The 17,421-nt window shown below is 57.7% G+C and carries 9 protein-coding genes and 7 pseudogenes; 6 read left to right on the top strand and 10 right to left on the bottom strand.

Annotation, left to right across the window (positions count from 1 at the left end; all coding sequences use genetic code 11):
• Positions 1-68 precede the first annotated feature (68 nt).
• Both ACFSOZ_RS24045 and ACFSOZ_RS24040 read right to left on the bottom strand, forming a co-directional pair.
• A complete protein-coding gene (locus ACFSOZ_RS24045) occupies positions 69-413 on the bottom strand; it encodes a hypothetical protein (RefSeq protein ID WP_379101936.1) in 345 nt (114 codons plus the stop codon).
• A 1-nt stretch (position 414) separates the two neighbouring features.
• Positions 415-1,506, bottom strand: a complete 1,092-nt coding sequence (locus ACFSOZ_RS24040) for an IS5 family transposase (RefSeq protein ID WP_379101934.1) — start codon at positions 1,504-1,506, stop codon at positions 415-417.
• A 196-nt stretch (positions 1,507-1,702) separates the two neighbouring features.
• Between ACFSOZ_RS24040 and ACFSOZ_RS24035 the strand changes: the two genes are divergently transcribed.
• Positions 1,703-2,734 carry an IS110 family RNA-guided transposase gene (locus tag ACFSOZ_RS24035; RefSeq protein WP_378976780.1) on the top strand — a complete coding sequence of 344 codons (1,032 nt, stop codon included), beginning with the start codon at positions 1,703-1,705 and terminating at the stop codon, positions 2,732-2,734.
• Between the two features lie 352 nt (positions 2,735-3,086).
• Here the strand turns inward: ACFSOZ_RS24035 and ACFSOZ_RS24030 are convergent.
• Together ACFSOZ_RS24030 and repA are read right to left on the bottom strand one after the other, a co-directional pair.
• A pseudogene (locus tag ACFSOZ_RS24030) lies at positions 3,087-4,365 on the bottom strand (IS701 family transposase).
• Positions 4,366-4,471: 106 nt separating this feature from the next.
• Positions 4,472-5,616: pseudogene (gene repA / locus ACFSOZ_RS24025) on the bottom strand (plasmid partitioning protein RepA).
• A gap of 66 nt (positions 5,617-5,682) precedes the next feature.
• Between repA and ACFSOZ_RS24020 the strand changes: the two are divergent.
• A pseudogene (locus tag ACFSOZ_RS24020) lies at positions 5,683-5,928 on the top strand (TrbC/VirB2 family protein); the annotation flags it as partial.
• 39 nt (positions 5,929-5,967) lie between these two features.
• Positions 5,968-6,182, top strand: a pseudogene (locus tag ACFSOZ_RS24015) (VirB3 family type IV secretion system protein); the annotation flags it as partial.
• A gap of 304 nt (positions 6,183-6,486) precedes the next feature.
• Here ACFSOZ_RS24015 and ACFSOZ_RS24010 read toward each other — a convergent pair.
• Together ACFSOZ_RS24010 and ACFSOZ_RS24005 are read right to left on the bottom strand one after the other, a co-directional pair.
• Positions 6,487-6,837: a helix-turn-helix domain-containing protein gene (locus ACFSOZ_RS24010; RefSeq protein ID WP_379101932.1), complete on the bottom strand. Its 351-nt coding sequence runs from the start codon at positions 6,835-6,837 to the stop codon at positions 6,487-6,489.
• A 95-nt stretch (positions 6,838-6,932) separates the two neighbouring features.
• Positions 6,933-7,058: pseudogene (locus ACFSOZ_RS24005) on the bottom strand (IS3 family transposase); the annotation flags it as partial.
• A 785-nt stretch (positions 7,059-7,843) separates the two neighbouring features.
• Between ACFSOZ_RS24005 and ACFSOZ_RS24000 the strand changes: the two are divergent.
• Positions 7,844-8,524: a RolB family protein gene (locus ACFSOZ_RS24000; RefSeq protein ID WP_379101930.1), complete on the top strand. Its 681-nt coding sequence runs from the start codon at positions 7,844-7,846 to the stop codon at positions 8,522-8,524.
• Positions 8,525-9,573: 1,049 nt separating this feature from the next.
• Here the strand turns inward: ACFSOZ_RS24000 and ACFSOZ_RS23995 are convergent.
• Positions 9,574-10,005, bottom strand: a complete 432-nt coding sequence (locus ACFSOZ_RS23995; RefSeq protein WP_095090355.1) for an IS1096 element passenger TnpR family protein — start codon at positions 10,003-10,005, stop codon at positions 9,574-9,576.
• 8 nt (positions 10,006-10,013) lie between these two features.
• On the bottom strand, positions 10,014-11,297 hold the full coding sequence (tnpC, locus tag ACFSOZ_RS23990) for an IS66 family transposase (RefSeq protein ID WP_379101928.1): 1,284 nt from the start codon (positions 11,295-11,297) through the stop codon (positions 10,014-10,016).
• Between the two features lie 51 nt (positions 11,298-11,348).
• Here tnpC and ACFSOZ_RS23985 point away from each other — a divergent pair.
• Positions 11,349-11,513 (top strand): annotated as a pseudogene (locus ACFSOZ_RS23985) (IS5/IS1182 family transposase); the annotation flags it as partial.
• Positions 11,514-11,770: 257 nt separating this feature from the next.
• Here ACFSOZ_RS23985 and ACFSOZ_RS23980 read toward each other — a convergent pair.
• Together ACFSOZ_RS23980 and ACFSOZ_RS23975 are read right to left on the bottom strand one after the other, a co-directional pair.
• A complete protein-coding gene (locus ACFSOZ_RS23980) occupies positions 11,771-12,751 on the bottom strand; it encodes an IS110 family RNA-guided transposase (RefSeq protein WP_379102037.1) in 981 nt (326 codons plus the stop codon).
• A gap of 282 nt (positions 12,752-13,033) precedes the next feature.
• Positions 13,034-14,050 carry an IS110 family RNA-guided transposase gene (locus ACFSOZ_RS23975; protein ID WP_379102035.1) on the bottom strand — a complete coding sequence of 339 codons (1,017 nt, stop codon included), beginning with the start codon at positions 14,048-14,050 and terminating at the stop codon, positions 13,034-13,036.
• Between the two features lie 708 nt (positions 14,051-14,758).
• Here ACFSOZ_RS23975 and ACFSOZ_RS23970 point away from each other — a divergent pair.
• Positions 14,759-15,889, top strand: a pseudogene (locus tag ACFSOZ_RS23970) (IS3 family transposase).
• Positions 15,890-17,421: the final 1,532 nt, after the last annotated feature.

The raw sequence follows: 17,421 nt of genomic DNA, 5'->3' as shown, positions 1-17,421 counted from the left end.
CAGGTCGCCTACGAATCCCCCTCCGCGCGCTTTCGTGACTCAGTAAGACTAGCAGGCTGTTGAAGAAGTCACGTGCGCTCGCAGACGAAGCCTGAATCGTCGGCATTGTGGATGTAGAAGTGGCCGACGAGGCGACCCGTGGTGCCGATCATCGCCCATCCGCGACCGCAAGCGGGATCGCTTTCGTCGTGACCCTCCCACGAGAATTCCGCGCAGGCCGAGCCGTCTCGCGCGCCGTAGCGGACATCAAGGAAGCCTTTGAGGGCGCCGAAGCCGATCTCGCCGTCCGCCGCGCCTTTGAACGTCAGATGCGCCTCTTCGACGAGATCGAGGAAATCGTTGTCCCAGACATCCATTTCGACGATACGCCAGCGACCGGCAAAGGCCTTGGCGATGGCTGGAACCTTGGCCATGTCAGCTGGTCCCCGCGATGAGCTTCGGCAGCCGCACCAGATTGTAGGCGGCGGCAGCGAAGGTGAAGCCCCATCCGACGCGGTCCCGGCCGCGGAACTTGGTTTGGCGCTGACCGGCGACCGTCTTGATCCAGCCGAACGCCTCTTCAATGCGCTTGCGAATACGCTGACTGACAGCATAGCCGCTATGCCGGGTGGTGCGCCCGTCGATGGCCGAACTACGGCCGCTGGTGTTCTGCGCCACATGCGGCGTCACCTTCATCGAACGCAGTTCGTTAACGAAGTCCTCCGCATCGTAGGCCTTGTCGGCACCGAGCGTGATCGCCTGCGGTCGGTCGGCGCGAGGCTCGACCATGTGCAGTGCCGCTACCCGCTCGGCATGCCCGTCGGCCAGTGTCAGGCAGGCTTCGACCAGCAGGCCGTGGCGGTTCTCCATCAGCCCATGTCCCATGAAGCACAGCTTGGCCTCCTTGCCTTTACCCTTGCGATAGAGCCTGGCGTCAGGATCGGTGGTCGAGCCATGTGTATCGTTCGACCGCTTCTGGCCATGGAAATCCGCTTCGGCGTTGCGCCCGTCGCCTTGAGCCGGCGGCTCGCCCGAGCCGTCTTTCGGCTTGACGCTCTTCATCGACGCCCAGGCCTCGATCAGCGTCCCGTCGACCGAGAAGTGATCCGTCGACAGAAGCCTCTCGACCTTGGGCTGCGCCAGCACCGCGCTCAGGAACTTTGCAGCGATGTCGCCCTCCAGCAACCGGTCGCGGTTCTTGGAGAACACAGAATGATCCCAGGCCGCATCGTCAACGCCAATCCCGACGAACCAGCGGAACAGAAGGTCGTATTCCAGCCGCTCCATCAACAGCCGCTCCGAGCGGATCGAATAGAAAGCCTGCAACAGCATCGCCCGCAGCAGCTTCTCCGGCGGGATCGATGGCCGTCCGATCGGCGAATACATCGCCGCGAAGTCCCGCTCCAGCGCCGACAGCGCCTCGCTCACGATTAACCGGATCGCCCGCAACGGATGATTGCGCCGCACCCGCGCCTCAAGGTCAACATAGCTGAACAGTTCGCCAGTTCGATCGTCGCCGCCGCGCACTCGTCACCTCCGAATCCCTTCGGAACCAGTGAATCACCGCTGCGGTCCGGTGGCGAGTGCCTTTTTCAACAGCCTGCTAGATGCCGTAATGGGCCGGCCTTCGCGAGCATAGCCAGGTTGGGTGGCTGTCCCTCAGAATGATGGTGTTGAAACGGAGTCCGAGCGATCGGCTCCAAACATCATGAGAGGAACAGCCATGGAACATTATGCGGGAATCGATGTCTCTCTGGAAGAGAGCAGCGTGTGCATTGTTGACGCGACCGGAACGATCATGCGCGAGGTCAAGATCGCCAGCGAGCCGGAGGCGCTGGTCCGCTATTTCGACGAACTGGAATTGTCTGTTAGTCGCATTGGGCTCGAGGCCGGGCCATTGTCGCAATGGCTGCATGCCGGGCTTGTGGCCGCCGGACGCGATGCGGTTTTGCTCGAGACGCGGCACGTGAAGGCGGCGCTCTCGGCTATGACGGTGAAGACCGACCGGAAAGATGCACGCGGGATCGCCCAACTGCTGAGGATGGGATGGTACCGTCCGGTTCATGCCAAATCGGTGACTTGCAAGGATAGCCGAGCCCTTCTTGTTGGACGCAAGCTTCTGCAAGGCAAGCTTCTCGACGTCGAACTTAGCATCCGCGGGATCTTGCGCGGCTATGGGCTGAAGGTCGGAGAGGTCAGTCGTGGAAAGTTTGAGACGCGCATCCGGGAGCTGACAGCAGGCCACGTCACTTTGGAGACGGTGATTGGTGCGATGCTGGCGGCGCGGATGGCGTTGTGGTGCGAGTTCAGCAAGCTCCATCGCGAGATGCTGAAGATCGCGCGCGCTGATAAGGTCTGCCACAGATTGATGAGCACACCTGGCGTTGGGGCCTTGGTCGCCCTGACCTATCGCTCGGCGGTGGACGACCCGATGCGGTTTGGAAAATCCAGTACGGTCGGAGCCTACTTCGGGCTTACGCCCAAAAAATATCAATCCGGTGAGACCGATCGGGACGGTGGTGTCAGCAAGGTCGGCGACGCCATGGTGCGAACTGCGCTCTTTGAAGCTGCGCACGTCATGCTGACGCGGGCGATCCGCTTCTCGAGCCTGAAGCACTGGGCGCTCGACGTGGCCAAACGTCGGGGCATGAAGCGCGCCAAGGTGGCCCTTGCCCGCAAGTTGGGCGTCGTGCTCCATCGCATGTGGGTGGATGCGACCGACTTCCGCTGGAGCAAGGCCGCAGCGATGGCATAGGAGATAGAGCGTTCGGAGCGAGCCGAAACGGCACCGCTCTCCTGAGGTCCCGTCGCCGGGACGAGGGCTTGGCAAGGTCGTGTGTAGTGCTGTGAATGCTTCGGCAAACCACGCTTCCTAGATTGACCTGTCAGCTCTGGATCTGATGGCATAGTGTGGCGGCCTTCGCGCTGACCACGGACAGAAGCATGATCCTGGCGACGAGATATCGTTCAGAGGGGACTTGACGAACGAAGGCCCATTACAGAAGCACTACTTTGGCAGTTTAGGTTTGAGGGCGTGTGCGAGCAGCTTCTGACAGTGAGGGCATCTGCGGGGTGGCGACCGCGTGAAGAGGTCGAGAATGGCTTGTCTAACAGCTGGCATGCTCGGTTGTGGCGGTGGTCCGCCGACTCTTTTTTTTCCGTCCCGCTGCTTTGATGCGGCGGGCTTGGAGAAAGGCGTAGGCGATCATGGTCATCAAGGCGTGTCGATGTAATCCAGTCCAGGATCGACCTTCAAAGTGGTCGAGGCCGAGTTCCTCCTTCAATTGCTGATGTGCCTGCTCACAGACCCACCTGGCCTTGATCGTGGCAGCGAGCATCTTGAGGCTGGCATCGGCCGGTAAGTTCGAAACATAGTATTTTTGCTCGCCAGTCGACCGGCGTTCGCCGACGAGCCAGACCTCGTCGCCCGGCATGCATTGCATACGATTATCGAGCATGCGGTGCTTATGACCATCCGCAACGCGGACGCGGCGGGCCGCGAAGAGACATGTCAGCCGACCTTTGGTGCCCCGCCGCCAGCTGACCCTTTGCCATTTCCCTCCGGCCAACAACGCTTCAGCAGCGACCGGGGGCTGATCAGGGATGTGGTATTTGCGGGGCTTTCCAGCCTTCGCGACGGGGAAGATCAGGGCAACGTCGGCCGGATAGACGTTTTGGCGCCGCGACAGACCCACTGCCCACCGCAGGCCGCGCTTGCTCAAAGCCTGTCGGAAAGAGCTGCTCGACCCGTAGCCCGCGTCGGCAAGCACACAGCCGAAACGCGCGCCGGAGGCGATGACACGATCGATCTCTTCGATGGCGATCTCCGGCTTTGTCAGAGCGACCTGTCGATCCTTCGGGACGCGCGCCCGCATCATCCGCTTGGGATCATTCGTCCAGGTGTCGGGCAGGAATAGCCGCAGGCCCACCATCACCGGCACCTCGCGCGACGCCAACGTTACCGAGACCAGCGACTGACAGTTGGCAGTCTTTCCGAGCGACGAGGCATATTGTGGCGCGACGCCAACCGAGTGACTTCCCTTCTTGGGCAACGCCGTGTCATCGACGACAAGAAACCCCGCCTCATCGCCAACCAGGCCATCTGCCTCCTTCAGCAGGGCGGCCTCCAGTGGAGCACTGTCCCAAACTCCGGCAGCGACGAAATGATGAAGCTGATCGTAGCCGACATCGCCAGCACGCGCCGCCATCGGCTGAACGCTCTTGCGGTCGCCCGGCCCGATCAGACCAGCAATGTACAGCGGACACATCCGGCGCCGAGCTGGATGCGAAAGACCTGCCAAAAACGGTTGAAGCCAGTGCTCGAGATCGGCTTGCCAGTCCACATCCATTGATCGGCCCTCCACAAGCCGACCTCCCATGAATCACGCAAACTCTCTCTTGGGAATTCCAAAAACGCGCCCGCTGCTAAAAATCTGCCAAAGTAGTGCTAGATCGTCATTACCCGAAACCTCAATGAGATTCTTGCGGGCCATTATTTTCTCCCCCAAGTGGCCTTCAGAAGGCCCTCGATTTCGGAATTTACCTGGTTCAGGCATTCCATGGCACGGTCGTAAGTACCGCGGGTGAACTGAGAACGCTCAACCTCATAAAGCGTCTGCTTGGTGACACCGGCATCGGAGATGGCCGTCGACTTCAGCATGGGGTTATGAAGCATCCGATTGCCAAATATGGCCTTCATGAACCCCGTCATCTGACTTTGTGGGCCGTCATTTGGCTCGAAACGGGTCACGAGATAGCGCATCCAGTCGTAGCTGGTGCGTCCCCCTGCCCTTTCGACCACTGACATGAGTTCGCTCGTCATTGCCAGAAACTGGCTCATGGACATCACATCGAGCATCTGCGGATGAACGGTGATCAAAACCGAGGTCGCCGCACACAGCGCCGACATCGTCAGGAATCCCAACTGTGGCGGACAGTCTATGATGACTACGTCGTAAAGGCTCTCGATGTCCGTTAGGACTTCGCCGATCCGGGCAAAGAACATCGATTCCGCCGAACCAGTCATAATCGCCTTCGGAGTCTCATGTTCGAATTCCATCAATTCGAGGTTGCCCGGCACTATGTGCAAATTCGGCGTGTAGGTCGCTCGTACGATATCTGCTAGTGGGCGCGGCTCATCATATCGGATGGCGCCAAACAGCGTCTCGCTCTCTCCCACGTCAAGTTCGGGCTGGTGGCCGAACAATGCAGACAGGGAGGCTTGCGGGTCCAGGTCAATCGCCAGGACCTTGTAACCGCGAAGGGCGAGGTACTGGGCTAGGTGGGCGGACGTGGTGGTTTTGGCAGACCCCCCTTGAAATTCATGACCGCGAGCACTTGAAGTTTTTCGCCAGGGCGGCGGTTCGGGTCATATTTTGGAGTGCCGTTCCTTTCATCAAGGGTCCGCCGAATACGCCCCATGTCTTCTGGCGTGTACATCCTCCGACCGTTTGCGAGCGGCTCGGGGCCATAACCTTCCGATGCTATCTGCCTGAGATAGCCTTCTCCTATACCGATGTAATATGCGGCCTCGGCCGGGCTGAAACTACGAATCGCCTTCTGCGAGCTTGGAGGAAAAATCTTCTGCTGGTGCAACTGCAACTGCCGGGATAGTTCCCGAGAATCCGCCGACAACATGGACGGCAGGTGCTCCTGTTCACCGCTTTGAATGGTGTTTCAAAACAGTCAAACGGAGCAGAGTGAATGACCTTCAGTTGCCGTATCCGATCGATCGCCGCCTCCGCTGTCCTAGCGCCGGCCATCGTCGCGACCGTGATCGAGCCCGCATTCGCGGAAGCCGCCGGCATCGAAACCGTACTGCAGAACATCGTCGATACGCTGACCAGCAACATTGCCAAGCTGCTGGCCACCATCGCGGTGATCGTGATCTGCATCGCCTGGATGTTCGCCTACATGGATCTGAGACGAGCGGGGTTCTGGATCATCGGTGCCACCGATTCGTCAACACCATCTTCGGAAGCTGACGCCATGGCGAGTGCGCGGCCGACGCTCGAGGAAGATACGCTGTTCATCGCCTGCACCCGGCCGGCGATGATCGCGGACGTGACGATGGAAGCCATGGGCGTGAACATCTTGCTCACCACCATCCTCTACATCGTTGCCGGCTCGATCGCTTACGCTCTCGTGGGCGTGGCCTTCCACCTGTTGTTCCGTACGCTCGTTAACACGACCACAACATGTTTCGCATCCTGCTGGCCTGGGTGGAGACACGTGGCCGTTCACGGAACAGCAACTATTGGGGCGGCGCGTCACTGATACCGCTTAGACTCGCCCGACGCTTCGACGAAAGGATCTCGGTTAGCCGACTCATCGACAAGTCCGCTCCAGTGTGGCCACGACATCTTCTCCCCGGTAGCTGAACCGCGGATCGACCGCAGGAGAGAAGCGCGAGAAGGTGCTGAGCCGAAGTATTTTTTGACGGCTGCTTCGGAGCAAACGAAAACCGGTCTGCTGGAAAAGCCTGTTCATCCATAGGGCCAGAGCGTCTTAGCGGCCCAATCGATTAGAAGGTTTAAGCGGCGGCGATGTGCCATTCATGTGCGTTTGCCTACCCGAACGCCGCGCTCGGCGGCAAGGCGCTCCCCGATCTCGGCAAGCGTGATGTCCGGCGCGTGCTCGATGAGGCCAAGAATGATGGCCTCTTGCGTCGAGCTTCGAACGCGACGGCTGGCCCTGCTTGCGCGCTTCCATCTCGCCGGTCTCGCGATAGCGGCGATACCAACTCCCGGCCGTCGAAATACCGGTCCGGAAGCGACGCGCCGCCTCCCGCGTCGAAACCCCGTCTTCAATGGCCGCAATCACGCGCCCACGAAGGTCCGCGCTCAGGCTCCTCGTCATCATCACCTCCTCGCAAATCACCGGGACAGTGAATCAGACAGGACCTATCGCGTGAAGGTCCTCAAACCGACTCTGTGTTCATCAAAGATGCTCTAGGCATCGAAGCCCAACCGCGACACCCCGAGCGCATCGCATAGCCATGCCACCGGCCAGATCGTCCGGTGCTCCGCGATGAAGCCGAACTTCATATCGCTTCCTTCGCGAAGTAGGCTGCGGCCTTGGTTGTCCATCAAACCGGCAGCAGCTCAGATCGATTTCCAGGCTCAGCTCGTTGAGCCTGCACATCTTCACGGACGCCGCTTACACAGACGTTCTGACGGTCCCGTGCACGAATGCACAGACAAAGAAAGAGAGAAAGGTGACAACGCCATATATCCTGCTAACCCACCAAAAGTGACCAGCCAACCCACCAAAAGTGACCAGCCAACCAAGTGAGATGACTCCCTCATCTTTATTGCATCTGTATTCCGGTGGGCCGGCTATTCCTTATTGGACCGCAATTGCAGACAGTGACAGGCTTCAATGGACAAGGAGAACTCCACTTCTGTTCGCGCAATATTATGCGAATGGCCGCATGCGAAGAGATTACGGGCAAGAAACCGCCCCTTGGAGACGAGCGGGAGGTTCTGCCTTTCCATTGCTCGTTGAAATAGTATTTTGCCCCTTCGCCGGTGAAAGGGTCGTTTATTTCTGTTAGCCTTGGCGAAGCAAGCACCTTCTGCAAAGGGCTAAAAAGCGAGAGAAATTATCACAAGCTTTTTATAAACAAAAAACAGTACGCTTGTCGCTGAATACACGCTTCGTGTGATTAAGAGGCTTTTTCTTATTGGACCACGCTTTAGACGGGGGCATTTGATGGCTTTTGGCAGAAGGAAAGGAGGTTTTTCGATCTCGGCCCGCTGGCTGGTGAACGCGTGGACAAGCCTGTCTATATATACGAGTCACTCTTATAGTTGATCACGCAACAAGCCCTCTATAGTATCTGTCGTAGACATCACACTTCACCATGGCAGGCAATTATCCGATCTATGAGCGCCCCCAATTTGACAGCGTCTGCCTAACGGGCATGACCGGAGACAAACTGTGCAAGGGTCTCAAGAAGGCAGTCAAAGGATACCGTAAGCACCTCCAAAAGCGGGTCCAGCGGGCTCAGGTCAAGTGGGTGGCTGCGGCGCGAGCTTATGAACAAGCTACGGGCCGTCCTCCAAGGAATTTTGGGGCGTTCGAAACGGAGCCCTGTATGACAGAGTCTCCACTCGATGGCACCAATGAGGCGATCGATGTTGACGCCCTCTCGGTTGATGCTCCAGACCCCCCTCTCTTGTATGTCTATTTGCCTAGCGACCTTGCACAATCCTGTGTTACAGACAGGAGTTTCGCGGCGGTCCCCACCAAATATTGCCCCGGGGTGGTGATAGCGATGAACTGCCGGCCATACGATGCCGTCATCACTGCTAGATCTATTTCGGGCAAGTACCACGGGCGATTGTGCACTAACGTTGAGCGCGAAGACATGCAGTATTTCCTGGCTATCGTTCAGACCGACCGCTTCAGTTTCCAAGACAACGAAGTATGGACGCGCGATACGACGAGAGGGCGGTTCGACATCGTGGCCCATGGACAGATGACTTGGCCTCCCCCTATCCCCGCCACGGACTGGCCGAGTGCGTCTGGTTGGGATGATTAGTGGTGTCAATTTCGCCGCCGATACGCCAATGTTGGTCCTGGCCCCCGGAGAACGACATTAGGTTCTTCCACTTATGTATGCGTCGTCATGTTTGTTGGTTGTATTGTTGTTGTTTCCACTTTCGTTAGTTACGCTGCGCCTATGGTGCCATGTTGTACTGTTCACTTAACTTAAAATAACGGCCAGGCAAGTTTCCGTCTATCTTCTTCTCGGTCTGCTTTGACCATTTTGTGAGCGATTGTAGTTCGCATCGGCTGTAATGCGTGCCATCCAGTGAGACGTGTGCTTGTTCGCTTGTTCGCGTCGCCAATGTGGTTTGTCACGTACAGTCGCGTCGAGCGGTGTGAAATCGAACCCGATCCATTCTTCACTTGGCCCGCCGGTCATTTTTCTCTCGTCGCCGTCCACAGCAAAAGAGCTCGACGGCTTCGGCAAAAAGACAAATGCGCTCCGCCTATCAAACGGAGTTGCCCCTTCCCACTAAGACTTTGGTCGCAGACTCGGGGCAATTTCCGCGTTACAATGCAAACACTAAGAAAGGTGACAACTCTATTCGCACTTGCGACGAGCATGGGATAAGCATATAGGCCACGCACCACACTCAGCCATTCTTGACGTATAACTCTCGTCTCGCCCAGGTGCGAAACGCCCTCCTTGGAACCAGTTGTGACGTGTCAGGAGTTCGGTTCTTCAGCGCAGAACTACCAAGCCAGTTAATTGCACTCCATAACGCATACGCCCGTTGCGCAGGAGCATAGCTGCGCCACACCTTTGCTATTTTGTATAACACCTTTTTTCTCGCTACGTTATTGTATTCGAGTGGATACTACTGTTTTATAATTTATAATTTTCGTACATAGGCGACAACATTGCGCGCCATCTATTTCGCATAAAACAAACAAATATGCGCGCCTTCACAATACACCAACAGCCACAACGGTAACGACGAGAATAAGCTCGAACTAAATAGATAATATGACACTGGGTACACCGTTTAAATAGCAATTCCAGAGTAATTACCCACCCTTTCGATGCGGCACGGTGCGTCGTCACTCGTCGTCGATGTCCGGGTACTGCGGGGGAGCCTTGCCGATCTTGCTGACGATCCTCGGGTAATTGGCATCGGGCTGCGCCTGCCCTGTTCCAATAAGTTCAACGCGGAAGCGCCACTCGTCACCGTAGTCGTACAAGAAGGTCATTGCCGAGCCCACCTTCTGGAAGGCTGTGCTGACGCGGGTGCCCTTCACGCTGCGAGAGCCGCTCCCCTCTATGTCGGCGAAGAGTTCGAACCGCAGGGGCGAGTCGAACAGCTTTCCCGTCAGCTTTGAATAGAAGCCGTAGGCGTGGTCCAAGTCGAAGCCAAATGCCGCTACGATGGCTTCGGCCAGATCCGCCAGCGTGCTCGAACTCGACACCTCGATGTCCCGACAAAGCCGGGCCCGAAGAGAGGCTCGGAAGATCAAGGTCGCGGGCTCAGTCATCGCAGATTTCAGGCGCTGACGGTTTGAAGGATGATTTTGAAGGAGTTCGTGCCTGGCGCGAGACGAGCCGTGTCGACGACGGTTCGAATGTCGGCTTCGCCCTGGGCGGCCCACATGGCGCGATAGCCGTTGGTGATCTTCCGTTGAACGACGGCGGGTCTCAGCGCCCGTTCGCAGGCGTTGTTCGTCGCGTCGACCATTCCTGGCCATTGGGCAAAGGTCAAAAGTTGATCACGAGCTCGCCTGAACTTGTTTTGGATGTCGCGGGCCAGATCGCACGACGTTGTGGTGGCGAAGATATCGTCCAGACTTCGCTCCAGGGCGCGACGCTTGCCGGCGATGGTCGAGGCGGCGAAGGTTTCCATACCGTCGGCTAGGGCGAAGGCCCTTTGCAGCCAACGTTTGAGCCGTGAGGGCAGCATGTCCTCACTTGCCTCGTCCGCATAGGCGACGTCGCGGGCGAGATGCGCCAGGCAGGTCTGATGCGCATTTGCGTGACCTTGTTGTGCGGCATAGCGATCGGAACACCAGACGTCGGGCCGATGGCCGTCCATCAGGGTCCGGACCACGACAGCGCCGCGCGTTGGCGCCGCTTGATGAACAACCGCTTCGGCGCAGCGAAACACCCAGTGGTAGGCGTTGCTTCCTTCGATCCGCACGCCGGTCTCATCGGAGGCGATGACCTTGGCCCGGCGCAACGCCGCGACGGCCTTGTCGCACTCGGCCGCGAATGCGCCCTGGGCACGGCGCAACATGTTCATCAGTCCGCCCTGGCTGATGGTGAGACCGAAAAGGTTCGCGAACGCGCCCTGCAGCCGCTCGTAGGACAGGGCCTGGAAAGTCTTGAGATAGGTCGCTACGGCGTGCACGCGTGGCCCGAACGGCGTCCCCTTCGCCGCATCTGGCACAGCCGCGACGACCAGCGTGCCGCAGGACGGGCATCGGACTGCCAGACGCCGATGGCGCTCAATCAAAGGCCTGATCGCGGGAAGCTCAATCTTGTCGTGCTCGCTGACGGTTTCGGCAGCAAGATCGCTCGACAGGCTGGCGCGGCAGCAAAGACATTGGTCGGGATGATGATCGATGATGCGATCGGCATCCTCACTCATGGCGCGGCTGTGACCTTTATGACCCGCCTTAGCGCCGCCAGGCTTTGCCCTGTCCCGACGCGCCTTGCGATCGCTCGAAGGTGGCTTGGACGACGTGCGCGATGTCTTCTCTGGCCGCTGTATCCGCAGCACCAGATCGATCAACTCTTCCTTCGTCAGACGCTGCAAATCAGTGCGATCCATATCCCCATAGATTCAGGGATTCTTGCCCCTGACAAGGGCGTGAGTAATTACGGACGCAACGCTGAGCGCAGCTTCCACAAAGAGAAGCGTTCAAATGAAACGCACCAAAGCACGACGGACCCGGAAGCTCGGCTATACAAGAAGGGCGACGGGCAGCCGGCCAAGCTCTGCTACATGGGGCATGCTCTGATGGAGAACCGCCATGGCCTGGCAGTCGGCGGCATCGTTTGCCGGGAGGCATGGTTGTCTTCGCGGTCGACATCTGTTCGCCGCATTATGGATATTCGCAAGGCGAGGCCTTCCAATGTAATTAACGCAGTTTGCGTGAACGTTACGCACCTGCAACCCACGATAGCGGAATGGCCCGACCTACGTCCCGGCAGGGACGTCTCGGCGTGTCCGAAGAAAGGACGCAATCTGGTTGTGGCTCAATTTCAAGTCATGAGTGGTCTCCCATGCCATGCGGTGCGATCTCAGGCGGTCGCGCCGGCGGACCGATCAAAAGGCTCGCCGGTTTTCAGCATTGTGTGCATGATGACAGCGAGTTTGCGGGCCACGGCGACCGCGGCCCGCTTGAAGCCGACCTTTTTCCTGAGCTTCAGTCCCCAGGTTCGAAGCGTGCTGTCAGCAAGGGTTCTCGTTAGGATCACCACGGCAGCTTGATAAAGCAGCCCCCGCAGATGGTTGTCGCCACGCCGCGATATATGCCCGTCAAAATCAACTTCTCCCGACTGGTAGCGCCGGGTGGTGAGACCGAGCCACGCACCAACTGAACGAGATGTCCTGAAGTTTTCCGGAGCCTCGATCGCTGAAGCGAAGGAGGCTGCGACAACCGAGCCAACACCCGGTATCGACACCAGCAGCTGACATGGCGCGCTTTCCCGCGCAGCGGCGACAAGCTGCCGATCAAGTTCCGCCGCCCGGTCGCGCACGGTGCGCCAGGTCTCGAGCAGAGGCAGGATAATCCGCTCCAGTCCCTTGTTATCGACAATCAGGTTTCGGACATTGGCTTCGAATACGCGGCCGGCACCCTTGGGAACGACCAGCCCGAATGTCTTCATCAGCCCACGGATCTGATTGGACAGCTCGGTTACGATCTTGATCAGCTGGCTGCGCGCGGCTACCAGTGTGCGGGTCAGCATGCTGTCATACTGCTTGACCCGCACCTCCCGGTAAAAGCCAACTTCTGCAAGCTGCGCCAGACCGTCTGCATCGTTCGCATCGGTCTTGTTCGGCGCCATGTCGAGCGCCGCTTTGGCGTGACGGGCATCGATGCAGATCGCCGGCAGGCCTTCCCCCGTCAGCGCATGATAGAACCAGACCGATAAGGGGCCGGTCTCGAAGACGATCTTCTTCGCGTTGGGCGCACGCTTGCAGATCACTTCGGCCAGCAACTTCGGATCAGATGGGCATTTGCCGCGCCAGCTCCGCTTGCCATTCTGCCGCACCGAGATCGAGGTCTCTTCTGTGGTTGCCGCCCGTGGCGCAAGAAGTTTCTAACCCAAATATGCGAGTGATCGAGTGCGGTCTTCTGTCAGGCCTTTAAATGCGGCATGTCAAAAGCCGCTGGCCGGTATGGTGATCTGCGGATCAGGTCCAAATCTTTCAAACGAGCTCAGATGCTCAAGAGACTGCACTGGTTTTCCTGATCCAGATCTGATCGATCATTTTGCCCATTCGGGTCGTCGCCTTCTTACTCCCTCGCTATCCGACGCCAAGTGGCAGTGGCATATCGATCATGCTACGGCTGCCCGTGTCGGAACTCGATAATCCTCATTTTTTGTAAGCACGGCCCAAATCGTACGCGCCATTTTGTTGGCCAATGCTATCGCTACAAGCATTCTTGGCTTTCGCGCGGCCATACGCGCGAGCCATGAGCCTTCGGTGATCGATTTGCGGGTCAGCCAGGTCAGGCGCGACATCGCGCCAATGATTAGCAGTCGGCGGATATCAGCTTGGCCCGCCTTAGAAATGCGTCCGAGCCGCTCTTTTCCACCGGAGGAGAATTGGCGCGGAACAAGCCCTAGCCATGCGGCAAAGTCGCGCCCGCACCGAAAGCTCTCTATGGGCGGGGCAAAGGCCTCAACAGCCAGGGCGGTCAACGGGCCGACACCTGGAATTGTTTGTAGTCGCCGCGCCGTGTCGGCTTCAGCCGCCAGCGCCTTGATCTTCACTGTTCGCGCATCGATGCGGACCGTCTTCTCGGCAATCTGGTCCATCAGGTCGCGGCACTCCTCGCGCATCAAATCTGGCAAGTCGCTATTTGGGTTATTGAGGATCTCATCAATGCGTTTCAACTGATGCATTCCCTTCGGAATAACATGGCCATATTCATAGAGGCAGCCCCTGAGTGCGTTGGCCAGTTCGGTGCGCTGATGCACAAGGCGCTCTCGAGCGCGAAACAAAATTGCCCTGCTTTGTTGCTCGGCAGTCTTTGGATCTACGAAGCGCATTTCAGGTCTCTGAGCCGCGATTACGATCGCTTCGGCATCTGCCGCATCGTTCTTCTGACGCTTTACAAAAGGCTTCACGTAATGCGGGGCGATCAACTTCACCTCATGGCCATACCTGCTCATCTCGCGGGCCCAATAATGCGCGCTGCCACAGGCTTCCATCACGATCACCGCTGGCGGCTGATCGGCCATAAATTTGGCAAAACTCCCCCGTGACAATTTCTTCCGGAACTTCAGCTCTCCCGTCATCGACGCCCCGTGGAGCTGAAAAACCGTCTTTGCCAAATCCACCCCGATCATTGTATCTTTCGTCACGGTTGCCGTCCTTTCCGCTCAGTGGCTGTAAACACCACTATCCTGGCACATTGCGATGCCATCTGGGGAGGGCGGCAACCACTCCATCTTTCAATGACACATCAAGGCCGATAAATTGGTCCATGGTTGTTGTTCTCCGATTGCTGCTGGGTCCGGGTCCGACTCGTGAGCCCCGTTTTTCATCATATCGGGGAACAACCGCCGCCTATGCGCAAGGGCTACAAAGCGGCACGTGGACGCGGCTCCCGCGATTACCCCATGTAATTACATTCCAGAGGCCTTTACGCCGCCCTTGGGCTTCCGACGATTGAAGGCGCATAAGCAATTGTCGGTTCTGCGGGCCGCTCTTACCATCGCATGACGATCAACGCCCGTTGCACGTCACGTGTGCCGCGTAACATTCATTCTGCCAACGGTTCGGCCCGACCAGGTTTTGGACATCGCGTGGCAAACAAACGAACAAACTAGCGCACAAATACACCAACAAGCGAAGGCGCCAACGCGATATATCCTGCCGCCGCCGCCATTCCGATATCGTCTATCCCCATTCCGATATTCACGTGAGCATATACCCGTATTCGATTTCACGCCGCTCGACTCGACCGAAGAGGTGGCTCGGCAAAAAAATGGACAGGGTGATAAGTGGAATTTCTGCCTGAGATCGGCATGAGTGCCGGAACAGGAGAATCACGGATGAGCAGACGACCACGCCGGAACCACAGCCCGGCTTTCAAGGCGAAAGTTGCGCTTGCGGCGATCAAGGGAGAAAAGACGCTGGCCGAGCTGGCGCAGCAATATGATGTACATGCGAACCAGATCACGGATTGGAGAAAGCGGCTTCTGGAAGGGGCCTCGAACGTGTTTGGCGTGGCGGAGAAATCGGAGCCGACGGTGGACATAAAGGCCCTCCATGCCAAGATCGGAGAGCTGACGCTGGCCAATGATTTTTTAGGCTCGGCGCTCGGCAAGGCCGGCTGGTCGGGGAGCGCAAGACGATGATCGACCGGGAACATGAACTGCCGATTGCCAAGCAGGCGGCCGAACTGGGGATCAGCCGCGGCAGCGTCTACTCCCTACCCAAGCCGACATCGGCGGCAGACCTGAAGCTGATGCGGCGCATCGACGAATTGCATCTGGATTACCCGTTCGCGGGCAGCCGCATGTTGCAGAAGCTTTTGAAGCGCGAAGGCTATGAGGCGGGTCGCCTGCATGTGCGCACCTTGATGAAGCGCATGGGTATCGAGGCGCTCTACCGCAAGCCGCGCACTTCGAAGCCGGGCGACGGGCACAAGATCTATCCGTATTTGCTGGGCAAGCTGGCGGTGACGCGGCCCAACCAGGTCTGGGCGACGGACCTGACCTATATCCCGATGGCCCGCGGCTTCTGCTACCTGGTTGCTGTCGTCGACTGGTTCACGCGCAAGGTACTGAGCTGGCGGCTGTCGATCACCATGGATGCGGCCTTTTGCATTGAAGCCCTCGAGGAGGCGCTGGCGACATACGGCAAGCCCGAGATCTTCAACTCCGATCAGGGCAGCCAGTTCACCAGCCGTGACTTCACCAAGGTTCCTCCTCGACCGGGAGATCAGGATCAGCATGGATGGCACGGGCGCTTGGCGCGACAACGTCTTCGTCGAGCGTCTCTGGCGGTCGGTGAAATATGAGGAGGTCTATCTCAAGGCCTATGACAGCGTTCGCGAAGGGCGAGCGTCGATCGGAAAATATCTCGATTTCTACAATCGGGGACGCCCGCATTCCAGCCTTGACGGCAGAGCGCCAGATGAGGCCTACTTCACCCCGCTACCGCTTCCCGAGGCGGCCTAACCAGAGGCAGTGTTCCACTTATAAATCGGGAATTCCTGTCCAAACAAACCGAGCCACCTCTCGATGCGCGACAAACCGCATTGGCAACGCTAAGAGGGACTGGACTTGCTGGATAACACACGCTTTAGCTTACACGGACAACAATCGCTCATTAGCAAGTTCAATATTTCAACTTTTTATTGTTTATTGATTTGTAGCGCCCTATTCTTGCGCGATCGTGGGCGGTTCGCATCTTTTGAGTAATTTTTTCGAATTCAATTTTTCGCTTCGGAGTTCCCCGAATTCCCGTTGAATAAACCCAGTCCATACGAAATCGCGGAAGCGGTATTTTACTACAATTATAACCTGACCTGACTTTATTCATAACAATGAACGGCGATACAGACGGGCCTTGCCACAAAGCCGAGTCACAGTACATGATAGCAAACGCTTACAAGCCAAAAAGCAAAATATAACAAGTACAACTGACTGAACGAAACACACAACACCACAAATACGCGCCAGGTCGATCGGTGGCGGCCTTTGATCACTCCAGTGTCACGCGGCCCCATGCCACCACCGGAACGTTATTAGCGGCGCGGATGGTCCCGTCCTGGTGGACAGCTGCGTACCAGTTACTCGGGACAGCAACGAACCAGTCGTACGGGCCTATCGGACCGAAAATCGGAGGCCGCTTCTGTTGTGGCGTCCAGCTAGTAACGGGACCAAAGCTTAGTTGGGCAACACAAGCACGAGCATCCTGCTCCATCATGTAGATGTACACGAGGTTAATAGCATGGACACGTATATGGGCTGCGTACGTAAGCGTGCGGGCTCTGATGTGGTTCAAAATCTGGGCAGGATCATTATCGGTGAATGGCTCACCAGCGTTCCACGCCATCGCGAGAGAGAGAGAGAGAGAGAGAGAGAGAGGGGGGGGATAGAACCGCTTAGTCGTGCTTCGTAATGGAAGAAAGAAGTGTGCCACTTGATTGTGCTTGGTGAATGGGAGAGCTAATGAGCCTTATATAGATCCCGGCCCGGCAGTTATCGCCTGTGCGCGTGACTTAATGCTATTGTTCTTCGTTAATCGAATTGGTGGCTCTTTGCGAATCAAGGGAGTTTGATTGCGACTGCGGAACTTTCTCACTTGGCTGTTCGCGCAAGGAGAGGGCGCTCTTCCTTATTGGACCGAAATTGTAGACAGTGACAGGATCCAATGGACAAGCAGAACTCAACTTGGGTTCACGCAATTATGGGAAAGACCTGCCCCTTGCAGACGAGCGGGAGGTGAAGCTCATCGGGGTAGCTCTACGGTCCAATGAAGCTATTCTGATCCCTGAAGTCAGGCTGTCGGCTTCGCTGCTTTACGTCACGAGTGCATAAACAAAGAAGGGCGACAAAGCCCCACCAACCACCAAAAATGTGGTCCCGAAAACTGATCTCCACGGTGACAATAGGTCCCTGTCACTTTCTGCCATCGTTGTCCGAGAGCGGCACCAAATCTGGCTCTTCCCGAACTCGTAGCGATCGCTTGCTCTTGGGGGAATGTG

The organism is Mesorhizobium newzealandense (assembly GCF_042682145.1).
In the GTDB taxonomy this organism is placed as follows: Bacteria; Pseudomonadota; Alphaproteobacteria; order Rhizobiales; family Rhizobiaceae; genus Mesorhizobium; species Mesorhizobium newzealandense.
The sequence above is the reverse complement of the archived record's forward strand: the minus strand, read 5'-3'. Positions and strand labels throughout refer to the sequence as shown.